Origin of the sequence: Candidatus Enterococcus courvalinii (genome assembly GCF_017315945.1) — a bacterium.
Classification (GTDB): domain Bacteria; phylum Bacillota; class Bacilli; order Lactobacillales; family Enterococcaceae; genus Enterococcus_B; species Enterococcus_B courvalinii.
In genome coordinates, this window is the sequence record NZ_JAFLWI010000002.1 from 1 (window position 1) to 13,055 (window position 13,055).

The following is a 13,055-nucleotide window of genomic DNA, read 5'->3' on the forward strand; positions in this document are numbered from 1 at the left end:
TATAAAGTGGGTTGGGCTTTTTTTATTATTTACGTCCGCTGTAATTTTTTTCTAATGAATAAACGAGCAGACTGCCAACTAAAATATTAGCGAAATATACCAGTAAGGCAGAATTATCGAGAAAAAAATTTGATACTAAAAAAGTAGCGACAATTAGAAAAGTAAAAATAAGTGTTTTTTTAAAGCTAGACTACGTTTTATGCAAGTGTATAAAAACAAGCAGCTACCAATAAAAGCAAGTGTAACCCAGACAGATTTTGCAAGATCAGATAGGGTGACAAAACCTATATTAGAGCCGAGGATTAAGATAATACTTATGACCAACAAATTTCTATTCTTCAATAATATCCCTCAATCTATTTTAAAATGTACTGCTTCAATAGCTTTAACTTCAATCATGTATTGTTCGATGTTGTGACATTTAATTTCTTCAATCTTTTTTGAAAAGTGTATAGCTGTTTTTTTGCGATACTATTCGTCAGGTCTAAGATCTCAAAGTAAAGACCATCAACAATTAAAATAATCTGTTGATGTAGTTAGATATTAACTAATTCGTTGATCATAGGAAGATCGTTCAGTTCTTCCTCAATCAATCACTGTAACAGCAATCAATCGTTTTACTTGTTCTGAATCACCGGTTGGAATAGGAACGACGGTTGCTCGATCAAGAATATTCTGTGTCAATGCACGAATCGCTTCTGGATCATTTGCTTTATCCGCAGGCATTTGCCAGTGTGAAGGTGTGGGGTAACGTGTAACCGTTCCATCATGATTACTTGCATAAACAACAAGTCCCTGATACGAATATTTCCCAGAAAGAGTAACTGTTTCAGTTGGATAAGTAAGACTTCCATTGTCATAAGGGTCAATTGGCTGACCTGCTGGACTAAGGTGAACATGTAATTCAAAATCATCTGGCATAGCAGCACCCATGAACGTTAACCAAACACGTGCGTACTCAATTTGCAAGTCAGAATAACCAGCTAGAGGATCCGCTTGAGTTACTTGGGAAGAGCTTGTGTCAGTGAATGGTTGTTCACTAGGATTAGTTGAAGTAATTGCTGGTTCATTCGTTTGAGACTCTACCAGAGAAGAAGTCACTTGAGTAGAGGAACTACTTGTTGTTGAGGTGTTGGAATTTTGTGCTGTGCTGACCATAGTGCTTGAAGAAACAGCTGAACTTATAGTTGTGGTTGATAAATTAGGATTGCTTGTAGCTTTTTTAGTATGTTTTTTTTTAGGACTGCAGCCAACTAAAAGCAAGGCCAAGGCAGCAGAAAGCAAAATAGGACTTATTTTTTTCATAAAATCATCTCCAAATTTATGTTATTAAAAGTATAACATAATAGATCATATTTCGTATCAAGTGTCTGAATTTGCTTAGGTCATGTTACGAAAAAAAATAATATATAGTCAGTTTTTGTTCACAAAGCAACGGTAAATGTTGAGAGAAAGATTTCGTGTTTATAGAATAAAATAGAAACGAAAGGATGGATGAAGATGTTGTTGATAGATAGATTTAATGTAAAGGGAGTTAATCAAAATGAATAAAAAAATAATTGATTGCTTAATAAAGGAAAGAGGCTAATTTTTAATTAGTAGATTCATAATATAAGTAGCTTGGTATATTTTGTTGGCGGAGTCCATTCGTTGTATGAGGTGAAAAAACGTTCATTATTGAATTTTGTTAAAAATGAATACTGATAGAAAAATGATTTAGAGTCAAATCTTCATTTAGAAAAAAGTGATCCAAGAAGTCGATTCTTGGATTTTTTAGTGGATTTGTTCCCCAATTACAGTTAGTATGCTTTTATAAGAGTGGTCGAAAAGAAGGTCGAAAAATGGTACGACTTTTCGATGTAAGGAGAAAGAAAATTAATGAATGAAACAACTAATTCCGCAGAACACAAAACTTCTGCGTATATCCATATTCCATTTTGCGAGCATATCTGCTATTACTGTGACTTCAATAAAGTTTTTTTAGAGGGACAACCAGTTGATGAGTATGTCGAAATGTTACTAAAAGAGATGGAATTGATGATGGAGAAACATCCTATAGCTGATTTAGAAACACTTTATATTGGTGGGGGCACACCAACTTCACTGTCTGCACAACAATTAGATCGTTTGTTAGCAGGTGCCCGCGATATTTTACCTTTTCGATCTGGAAAGGAATTTACTGTTGAAGCGAATCCAGGTGATTTAACTCGTGAAAAACTACAAGTCATGAAAAATTATGATGTGAACCGTTTATCTATGGGAGTCCAAACATTTGATAATCGTTTGTTAAAGAAAATTGGTAGGAAACATACTGCAGAAGATGTATACCAAACAATGTCATTTTTAGAAGCAGAAAACTTCTCTAATGTAAGTATCGATTTGATTTATGCTTTGCCTGGACAAACACTTGAAAATTATCGTGATACATTGGAGAAAGCACTAGCGCTAGATTTACCGCATTATTCTTTATACTCATTGATTTTGGAAAACAAAACGATGTTCATGAATTGGGTGAGACAAGGGCGATTGGAGTTGCCTGATCAAGAAACAGAAACGCAGATGTTTGAGGAAACGATTGAAGCAATGGAACAACATGGTCGTCATCAATATGAAATCAGTAATTTTGGGCTGACTGGTCATGAATCACAACACAATCTAATGTACTGGAACAATGATCATTACTTTGGTTTTGGTGCAGGGGCAAGTGGTTATCTAGATCAAACACGTTATCGAAATAAAGGACCAATCCAACATTATTTACGTCCGCTGCGTGAAGGAAATTTACCAATTTTAGAGAAAGAAAAATTATCACGAAACAATCAGATTGAAGAGGAAATGTTTTTGGGTTTACGTAAAAAATTCGGAATCAGTAAACAACATTTTTATGATCGTTATCAGCAAACGATAGAGTCACTCTACCAGTCAACGCTGGATACGTTAGTGAAAGACGACTTGTTGGTGAATACGGATGAAAGAATTTATTTAACCTCTAAAGGTACATTTTTAGGGAACGAAGTGTTTGAAAAATTTTTGTTACCAAAAACGGAAATTAATGAATAAAAATTGTTTAAATTTAATTAAATAAAAAAAAAATCACAATAATTGCGTAGTGAGAAGTCAAACAAACATTGATTTCTCGCTTTTCTTTGAATAAAACCTATCGTTAGCACTCGGGGTGAGAGAGTGCTAAAAAGTGATGTGTTTTTCTTGACAGAAAGCAGGTGGCTTGTTATATTAGTAAGTGGGTTAGCACTTAGAAGATAGGAGTGCTAATGAGAGGTGATGGAAGATGTTAACACAGCGTCAAAGTGATATTTTGCGTCTGATCATCCAAAACTATACGAGTAGTGGCGTACCCGTTGGTTCCAAAACGCTAATGGCTGAGGGAATTGAAGCAAGCTCAGCGACGATTCGTAACGATATGAAGACGCTAGAAGAAGACGGACTACTATTAAAAACTCATTCTTCCTCTGGTCGAATTCCATCTGCGGCGGGATATCGTTACTATGTGGATTATTTATTAAAACCAACTCGTGTAACAAATGATGATTTGCAAGTGATTAGGCAGTCTTTAGGGCAAGAATTTCATGAGATCAACGAAATCATTCGTCAATCAGCTGAAATTTTATCTGAACTGACAAGCTATACGACATTCTCGTTGGGACCAGAAGTGAAAGATCGCCGATTAACTGGTTTCCGAATCGTACCGTTAAACCATCGGCAAATTATTGCTATCGTGGTGACGGATAAAGGCAATGTTGAAAGCCAGGTATTTACTCTTCCAGCAAATCTGGGGAGTCAAGATTTAGAAAAAATGGTTCGGCTTGTGAACGACCGCTTGGTGGGTGATCCACTAATGACGGTTTATCAAAAATTACGAACAGAGATCCCAATGATCTTACATAAATATTTCCAATCAACGGAAGGTATCTCTTATTTATTTGAGGCTGTTTTAGGTCAAGTATTTGAAGATAAAATTTATGTGAGTGGACAAATGAATCTACTTGATTATGAACCTCATCAGGATTTGAATCAGTTTAAGTCGATGTTTTCTTTAATGAGAGATTCCGACGAACTTACTCAAATGATTGTTCCAATGGATAGTAATATCCATATTAAGATTGGCTCTGAATTAGGTAATGATTTGCTACAAAATATGAGTATGATTCAAGCAAGTTATGAAATTGATGGACATGGTCGAGGGACCATTGCTTTACTCGGACCAACAAGCATGCCTTATTCACGAATGTTTGGTTTGGTTGATGTCTATCGAAAAGAATTAGCAAATAAGCTGGCTGATTACTATCGTTTGCTTGATTTGTCTGGCTCATGATTGTAAGTCCGCATTTCTAAGATTGATAGCAGCTAATCTGATTTTTAGTATGAACAATCAAGACAGCTGACTGAATAATGAAAGGAAGACTGTATCGTGAAAGAAAACCAAGAGGAATTAGAAAAAGAATTAAAAGACATCCAGCAAGATTTGGAAGTCGATACAGAAGCTGCGGAAGACTCAGGTGTTTCAGAAGTTGAAGCGGAAAATGTTGAAATCGTCAACTTGAAAGCTGACTTAGAAGAAATGGAAGATAAATTCCTACGCGCCCGAGCTGAAATTGCCAATATGGCCAATCGCGGAAAAAATGAACGTGAACAATTGCAAAAATATCGTTCACAAGATTTAGCTAAAAAATTATTGCCTTCAATTGACAACCTAGAACGAGCACTAGCAACAGAAGTTTCAGATGAACAAGGTGCGAGTTTGAAAAAAGGTGTTGAAATGGTATTAGAAGGTGTTCGTTTTGCACTTAAAGAAGAAGGAATCGAAAAAATTCCTGCAAAAGGCGAAACATTTGACCCAATGCTTCACCAAGCAGTCCAAACTGTTCCTGCATCTGATGAGGTGCCGGCAGATACGATTGTGGAAGTTTTGCAAGAAGGATATAAATTACACGATCGCGTATTAAGACCAACGATGGTCATTGTCGCGCAGTAATTCGTGCAACTATAAAATAAATTTTATTTAATGAGGAGACGTTAATATGACTAAAATTATTGGTATTGACTTAGGTACAACAAACTCTGCAGTTGCTGTATTAGAAGGAAACGAAGCAAAAATCATCGCAAACCCAGAAGGAAACCGCACAACACCTTCTGTAGTTTCATTTAAAAATGGTGAAATCCAAGTTGGTGAAGTGGCAAAACGTCAAGCGGTAACTAACCCAAATACAATTTCATCAATCAAACGTCACATCGGCGAACCTGGATATAAAGTAGAAGTGGAAGGGAAATCTTACACACCACAAGAAATTTCTGCAATGATTCTTCAATATATCAAAGGTTTTGCTGAAGATTATTTAGGTGAAAAAGTTGAAAAAGCAGTTATTACTGTTCCTGCATACTTTAATGATGCGCAACGTCAAGCAACAAAAGATGCTGGTAAAATTGCTGGTTTGGAAGTTGAACGTATTGTCAATGAACCAACAGCAGCAGCTTTAGCTTATGGTTTAGATAAAACAGACCGCGATGAAAAAATCTTAGTATTTGACCTTGGTGGTGGTACATTTGACGTATCGATCCTTGAATTAGGTGATGGTGTCTTTGACGTATTATCAACAGCTGGTGACAACCATTTAGGTGGGGATGACTTTGATAACAAAATCATTGATTACATGGTTGCAGAATTCAAAAAAGAAAACGGCGTAGACCTTGGTCAAGACAAAATGGCTTTACAACGTTTGAAAGATGCTGCTGAAAAAGCGAAAAAAGATTTGTCAGGTGTTTCAAGCACTCAAATCAGCTTACCATTCATCACAGCTGGCGAAGCAGGACCTTTGCATTTAGAAATGACATTGACTCGTGCAAAATTTGATGAATTGACAGCTGACTTAGTTGAACGTACAAAAATTCCAGTACGCCAAGCATTAAAAGATGCTGGTTTATCACAATCTGAAATTGATGAAGTTATCTTGGTTGGTGGTTCAACTCGTATTCCTGCAGTTGTTGAAGCTGTAAGAAAAGAAACTGGTAAAGAACCAAATAAATCAGTAAACCCTGATGAAGTTGTTGCAATGGGTGCAGCAATTCAAGGTGGCGTTATTACTGGTGATGTAAAAGATGTTGTTTTACTTGACGTAACACCATTATCATTAGGTATTGAAACAATGGGTGGAGTCTTCACTAAATTGATTGATCGTAATACAACGATCCCAACAAGTAAATCACAAGTATTCTCAACGGCTGCTGATAACCAACCAGCTGTAGATATTCATGTTTTACAAGGTGAACGTCCAATGGCTGCTGATAACAAAACATTAGGAAGATTCCAATTAACTGATATTCCTGCAGCACCACGTGGTATCCCTCAAATCGAAGTTACTTTTGATATTGACAAAAACGGGATCGTCAATGTATCAGCGAAAGATCTAGGTACTTCAAAAGAACAAAAAATCACAATCAAATCTTCATCAGGTTTATCAGACGATGAAATCGAACGTATGGTAAAAGATGCTGAATCTAATGCAGAAGCTGATAAAGCTCGTAAAGAAGAAGTGGATCTTCGCAATGACGTAGATGCTTTATTATTCTCAGTTGATAAAACATTGAAAGAATTAGAAGGTAAAGTAGACGCAGAAGAAGTGCAAAAAGCAGAAGCAGCTCGCGATGAATTAAAAGCAGCAGTTGAAGCAAATAACATTGAAGAAATGAAAACAAAACGTGATACTTTGAACGAAATCGTTCAAAACTTAACAGTTAAATTATATGAACAAGCTGCACAACAACAAGCGCAAGAAAATCCTGAAGCAGCACAAGGCGGAGCAGACGATGTCGTTGATGCTGACTTTGAAGAAGTCGACGGTGACGACAAATAATTAGTTCCCTAGTGTGCTAGGAGTAGACCGGAACAGGAAAGTTGGACTTAGCTGGCATCTGTAGAGATTCAGCTAAAGTCATCTTTTCTGGACTGTCTACCTATTCGTAAAAAAGAGAAGGCTATGGGGAAAGTCGATTCGACTTTTTGCCACAGTCTTTTTCTTTTGAAAGAATGCATGTAGCAGTTTTGGTTTCAACTAAAATGTGATATGATTACAAGCGATGTGAATTTGATGTATTAGAACCAATAGGAGGAAAGCCTATGGCAACGAAACGTGATTATTATGAAGTCTTAGGAATTTCAAAAGGGGCTTCAGAAGATGAAATAAAGAAAGCTTATCGTAAACTTTCTAAGAAATATCATCCTGATATTAACAAAGAAGCAGATGCAGAAGAAAAATTTAAAGAAGTATCTGAGGCTTATGAAATTTTAAGTGATCCGCAAAAGCGGGCTGCGTATGATCAATACGGTCATGCTGGGACAGATCCAAATTATGGCGCTGGAGGCGGAGGCGGCTTCGGTGGTTTTGGCGGGTTCTCTGGAGGCGGAGGTGGCTTCGGTGGTTTTGAAGATATCTTTGACTCTTTCTTTGGAGGAGGCGGAGGTCGTTCAGTCGATCCAACGGCACCTCGCCAAGGAGCTGATTTGCAATACACAATTGATTTGAGTTTTGAGGAAGCAATCTTTGGTATTGAAAAAGAAATCAAATATAACCGTGAAGAAGTTTGCCACACTTGTCATGGAAATGGCGCAAAACCAGGTACGGAACCAATTACATGTCAAAAATGTCATGGCTCAGGAACAATCAATGTTGAACGTCAAACGCCACTAGGGCGCGTGATGAGTCGTCAAACGTGTGATGTGTGTCACGGTACCGGAAAAGAAATCAAAGAACCATGTCCAACTTGTCATGGATCAGGTCATGAAAAGAAAGCTCACTCTGTGAAAGTAAATGTACCAGCTGGTGTCGAAGAAGGACAACAAATGCGTTTAGCTGGCCAAGGTGAAGCAGGTGAAAACGGTGGGCCATTTGGTGATTTATATGTAGTCTTTCGTGTGGAAGAAAGTAATATTTTTGATCGCGATGGTTCGGAAATCTATTACGAATTACCATTAAGTTTTGTGCAAGCAGCTTTAGGAGATGAAGTTCAAGTTCCAACTGTTCACGGGGATGTTAAATTAAAAATCCCAGCAGGGACACAAACAGGAACAAACTTCCGTCTTCGCGGAAAAGGTGCACCTAAACTACGTGGTGGCGCAACAGGTGATCAACACGTGAAAGTGAAACTAATCACGCCGAAGAACTTAAATGAACAACAAAAAGAAGCGTTACGCTCATTTGCTGAAGCAGGTGGAATGAAAGTCGAAGAACAACAAGAAGATGGTTTTTTCGATAAGATGAAGGATGCTTTTGGCGGAAAAAAGCGTAAATAATAAAACGGTGAAGGAGACAAGTGGGTCCCTTCACCGTTTTATTGCTTATACGTTTCATGTCGTAAATTTTTTGAAAACAAACAAAGTTGCCGATACACTCGTAATTTCTTTGGCAATGAACAGTAAAAGTGATAAAAAGAAGAGCCCAGTAACGAGCAGTTCTTCTAAAATACGAATCAAAAAAGCATTGGCCAAATCTTGTTCAAGATTTGATCAATGCTTTTTCATGTTTTGAAACTGTTTCAAGTTCTTTTGTTAAATATCTAAAACTTTATCTAGGAAATCTTTTGTGCGTTCGTTTTGTGGATTTTCAAAAATTTGTTCAGGTGTTCCGTCTTCAAGGAAGTTTCCGCCGTCAATGAACATGACGCGATTAGCAACTTCTTTGGCAAAGCCCATTTCGTGAGTAACGATAACCATCGTCATTCCTTGTTTCGCAAGTTTTTTCATGACGTTTAAAACATCCCCGACCATCTCTGGATCAAGCGCAGAGGTTGGTTCATCAAAAAGCATGATGTCTGGGTTCATTGCTAATGCACGGGCAATCGCAACGCGTTGTTTTTGTCCGCCGGAGAGCATTTCTGGTGACATATCTTTTTTGTCAGCTAAGCCAACTGTATCTAATAACTTGATGGCTTTTTTTTCTGCTTCTTCGCGAGTTTCTTTTTTCAAATCCATTGGCGCAAGAATAATATTTTCTAAAACAGAAAGGTGAGGGAACAAGTTAAAGTGTTGGAACACCATTCCGATATGTTGACGAACAAGATTGATATTTGTGTTTTTATCCATTAAGTGAGCGCCGTCGATGATGATGTCCCCGTCCGTTGGCTCTTCTAGACGATTTAAACAGCGTAGAAAAGTACTTTTTCCTGAACCAGAAGGGCCGATGATACAAACAACATCACCTTCGTTGATTGAGACGTTGATATCGTTTAATACGGTATTGTCACCATATTTTTTTACAAGATGTTCAACTAAGATTTTTTCTGACATCTTACTTCACCTTCTTTTCTAAAACTTTCGCTAATTTTGTTAAAGCAGTAATCAAAATTAAATACATGACTGCGATAATCAAGTAAACATACGTACTTTGTGTGGTGCGAGCAACGATAATTTTACCAGCTTGTAGTAATTCGACAACTCCGATTGCAGAGATGATTGTTGTATCCTTCAAGGAGATAACAAATTGGTTAACGAATGAAGGGAGCATGATTCGAATTGCTTGTGGCAAGATGATTTTTTGCATTGTCCGGTTATAAGACAAACCTAAGCTTCTTGAAGCTTCCATTTGTCCGACAGGAACGGCATTGATACCGCCACGAACGATTTCTGCAATATAAGCACTCGCATTTAATGTCAATGTAATAACGCCTGCAATGAAATCAGGAATTGTAAATCCAACGATTCCAGGTAAGCCAAAGAAAATGAAGAAGGCAAGTACCATCATTGGAATTCCACGGATGACATCAACGTAAATGCTTGCTATCGTGCGTAGTACGCGGATAGGTGAAGCACTGAATAATCCAAAAATGACACCCACTACTAGTGCTAAAGCGAAAGAGACTAGAGCAAGAACGATTGTCATCCAAAAACCACGTAACAATGGTTTGTAATTGTTTTTGATTAAACCGATGATTGTTGATTCGTCTTTCGTTGAGTCTGCTGACTCATTTGAAGTAGCTACATATTTATCGATGATTTTGTCATAGGCGCCTGTACGCTTTAGCTCTTTAAGACCTTCATTGAACATCGTTAAAAGTTCAGGGTTTTCACCTTTTTTAACTGCGAAGGCATACTTACCACCAGATTCTTTTGGCATTGGGGTATCAATTTTTTGACCTTGTTTGATAGCATAACCAAGAACAGGATAGTCATCCATGATTGCGTCGATCGCACCAACTTTCAAACCGTCATATAATTGATCAGCAGCGTCGAAGTACTTGATTTTATAGCCATATTCTTCTTCATGATTGCTCAGAAATTCAGCACTTTCGGTTCCAACTTTGGCGCCAACTGTTTTCCCTTTTAAATCTTTGTAGGATTTGATTGATGTATCGCCTTGCTTTACGCCCAACTGGATTCCGCTATCAAAATAAGTATCAGAAAAATCGTAACTTTGCTTACGTTCATCTGTGACGGTCATTCCGGCAATCATGCCATCCGCTTGTCCAGACTCTAACGCTTGTAATGCAGCGGAAAATCCGCGATAGTCCATTTGGATATTGAAGCCTTGAAGCTCGGAAATCTGTTTCATTAACTCAACATCGATTCCTTCATACTTACCGTCCGTGTTTTGAAACTCGAATGGTGCAAAGGCAGAGTCGCTAGCAACGACGTATTTGTCTTTTTTCGGCTGAGCCATCTGCATCGACTCGGCGGTACTTGATTCCGTATTGTTTGTTTCTGCATGGGCAGGATTACTAGTTGCAAGTGTGATAAATCCTACCATTATGAAAATGAACGAGTAGAATAAATGCTTTCTTTTCATAATTACCTCCTAAATTCTCAATATCTATTTATTATAGGTGAAAAGTAATGAATCAGACAAGTTCTGAAGCTTAAAAAAATGAAAAAAACGATAAAATCTAACATCTCATGTAAGAATTTGTGACATAAGATGTTGAGGTAAAGGAGTGGCGAAAGTATGTTCGGTGTGTTATAATTTTTTAGTAAGGAATGCCTTTGCTTTCCTTTTCTTTTTGCAAGTCATAAAATGAAAAGGAATGAATGAAAAGGGGGACGAAAAATGATTGAAAGAGATACCTCTCAACAATTTGAGCTTGTCTCGAAGTACCAACCAGCAGGAGATCAACCTGAAGCAATACGCCAATTAGTGGATGGTGTGGTTGGTGGGAAAAAAGCGCAAATCTTATTAGGTGCAACCGGTACGGGGAAGACCTATACGATTTCAAATGTGATTAAGGAAGTAAATAAACCAACATTGATTATTGCACATAATAAAACTTTAGCTGGACAATTATATGGAGAATTTAAAGAATTCTTTCCAAAAAACGCGGTTGAATATTTTGTTTCTTATTATGATTACTATCAACCAGAAGCGTATGTTCCATCTAGTGATACTTATATTGAAAAAGATTCGAGTGTCAATGACGAGATTGATAAACTGCGTCATTCGGCTACGAGTTCCCTTTTAGAGCGGAACGATACAATTGTGATTGCCTCTGTTTCTTGTATTTTCGGATTAGGTTCGCCGTTTGAATATCAGAAACAAGTTGTTTCCATTCGACAAGGTGCAGAACTTGATCGTAATCAATTGATTCGGAATTTAGTCGGGATCAATTTTGAACGAAATGATATTGATTTTCAGCGCGGTCGGTTCCGAGTGCGCGGTGACGTGGTGGAAATTTTTCCGGCTTCACGTGACGAACGTGCTTTGAGAGTTGAGTTTTTTGGAGACGAAGTCGAACGAATTCGTGAAGTAGATGCGCTAACTGGCGAGGTGCTTGGAGAAACAGGGCACGTTGCTATTTTCCCTGCTACTCACTTCGTGACAAATGATGAACATATGGAACAGGCGGTTGCTAACATCAAAGCCGAACTAGAGATGCGCTTAAAAGTGTTACGAGACGATAATCAGTTACTAGAAGCGCAACGCTTAGAACAAAGAACAAACTATGATATCGAAATGATGCTGGAGATGGGTTACACTTCAGGCATTGAAAACTATTCCCGACATATGGATGGCCGAAAAGAAGGGGAGCCACCTTATACGTTACTTGATTTCTTCCCAGAAGATTTCTTGATTGTCATTGATGAATCACATGTAACGATGCCACAAATTCGTGGAATGTATAATGGTGACCGGGCGCGTAAACAAATGTTAGTTGATTATGGATTCAGATTGCCTTCAGCACTTGATAATCGACCGTTAAGATTAGAAGAATTCGAGCAACATGTCCATCAAATCATCTATGTTTCGGCTACACCGGGACCTTATGAACATGAGCAAACAGATACAGTGATCCAACAAATTATTCGTCCAACCGGTTTATTAGATCCAGTGATTGAAGTTCGTCCTATCATGGGCCAAATTGATGATTTGGTTGGTGAAATCAATGACCGAGTAGAGAAAAATGAACGTGTCTTTGTAACGACATTGACGAAAAAAATGTCTGAGGACTTGACAGATTATTTTAAAGAGCTTGGTATCAAAGTTAAATATTTGCACAGTGATATTAAAACTCTTGAACGAACGGAAATTATTCGTGACTTACGTTTAGGTGAGTTTGATGTTTTAGTAGGGATCAACTTATTGCGTGAAGGATTAGATGTTCCAGAAGTTTCATTGGTTGCTATCTTAGATGCGGATAAGGAAGGGTTCTTGAGAAGTGAGCGTTCGCTTGTCCAAACAATTGGGCGTGCAGCACGAAATTCAGAAGGAAAAGTAATCATGTATGCTGATAAAGTAACGGACTCGATGCGTTCGGCAATGGACGAAACGGCACGGAGACGTTCGATACAAGAAGCATATAATGAAGAACATGGAATCGTACCAAAAACGATTATTAAAGAAATTCGTGATTTGATTTCTATTACGAAAGAGGCAAAAGATGATGCCAAAGGAACAGTTCAAGTTTCTTATAATGAAATGAGTCGAAAAGAAAAAGCTGATTTACTGATGAAATTGGAAAAAGAAATGAAAGATGCTGCGAAAGCTTTAGATTTTGAAGCTGCCGCTAATTTACGCGATACGATTTTAGAATTGAAGGCAGCTGAGTAAAGAGCAGGA

The 13,055-nt window shown here is 37.8% G+C and carries 9 protein-coding genes; 6 read left to right on the forward strand and 3 right to left on the reverse strand.

Annotated features, from left to right (window positions below; translation table 11 throughout):
- Positions 1-585: 585 nt before the first annotated feature.
- Positions 586-1,305 carry a hypothetical protein gene (locus JZO71_RS00940; RefSeq protein WP_206897725.1) on the reverse strand — a complete coding sequence of 240 codons (720 nt, stop codon included), beginning with the start codon at positions 1,303-1,305 and terminating at the stop codon, positions 586-588.
- Positions 1,306-1,878: 573 nt separating this feature from the next.
- On the opposite strand from JZO71_RS00940, the gene hemW reads away from it, so the two are divergent.
- From hemW to dnaJ, 5 genes are all read left to right on the forward strand, one after another.
- Positions 1,879-3,060 carry a radical SAM family heme chaperone HemW gene (gene hemW, locus JZO71_RS00945; protein ID WP_206897726.1) on the forward strand — a complete coding sequence of 394 codons (1,182 nt, stop codon included), beginning with the start codon at positions 1,879-1,881 and terminating at the stop codon, positions 3,058-3,060.
- Positions 3,061-3,289: 229 nt separating this feature from the next.
- Complete coding sequence (gene hrcA / locus JZO71_RS00950; RefSeq protein ID WP_206897727.1) at positions 3,290-4,333, forward strand: heat-inducible transcriptional repressor HrcA; 1,044 nt, start codon at positions 3,290-3,292, stop codon at positions 4,331-4,333.
- 96 nt (positions 4,334-4,429) lie between these two features.
- On the forward strand, positions 4,430-4,993 hold the full coding sequence (gene grpE / locus JZO71_RS00955) for a nucleotide exchange factor GrpE (RefSeq protein WP_206897728.1): 564 nt from the start codon (positions 4,430-4,432) through the stop codon (positions 4,991-4,993).
- 46 nt (positions 4,994-5,039) lie between these two features.
- Complete coding sequence (gene dnaK / locus JZO71_RS00960; protein WP_206897729.1) at positions 5,040-6,869, forward strand: molecular chaperone DnaK; 1,830 nt, start codon at positions 5,040-5,042, stop codon at positions 6,867-6,869.
- A 263-nt stretch (positions 6,870-7,132) separates the two neighbouring features.
- Entirely contained in the window at positions 7,133-8,305 is a 1,173-nt protein-coding gene (dnaJ, locus tag JZO71_RS00965) for a molecular chaperone DnaJ (RefSeq protein ID WP_206897730.1), read from the forward strand.
- A gap of 255 nt (positions 8,306-8,560) precedes the next feature.
- On the opposite strand, the gene JZO71_RS00970 is transcribed toward dnaJ, so the two are convergent.
- Both JZO71_RS00970 and JZO71_RS00975 read right to left on the reverse strand, forming a co-directional pair.
- The gene (locus tag JZO71_RS00970; RefSeq protein WP_206897731.1) at positions 8,561-9,298 is read right to left on the reverse strand and encodes an amino acid ABC transporter ATP-binding protein; all 738 of its coding nucleotides are present in this window, start codon (positions 9,296-9,298) and stop codon (positions 8,561-8,563) included.
- A 1-nt stretch (position 9,299) separates the two neighbouring features.
- Complete coding sequence (locus tag JZO71_RS00975) at positions 9,300-10,793, reverse strand: amino acid ABC transporter substrate-binding protein/permease (protein ID WP_206897733.1); 1,494 nt, start codon at positions 10,791-10,793, stop codon at positions 9,300-9,302.
- A gap of 258 nt (positions 10,794-11,051) precedes the next feature.
- Here JZO71_RS00975 and uvrB point away from each other — a divergent pair, with 258 nt between their 5' ends.
- The gene (gene uvrB, locus JZO71_RS00980) at positions 11,052-13,046 is read left to right on the forward strand and encodes an excinuclease ABC subunit UvrB (protein ID WP_206897735.1); all 1,995 of its coding nucleotides are present in this window, start codon (positions 11,052-11,054) and stop codon (positions 13,044-13,046) included.
- Positions 13,047-13,055 lie beyond the last annotated feature (9 nt).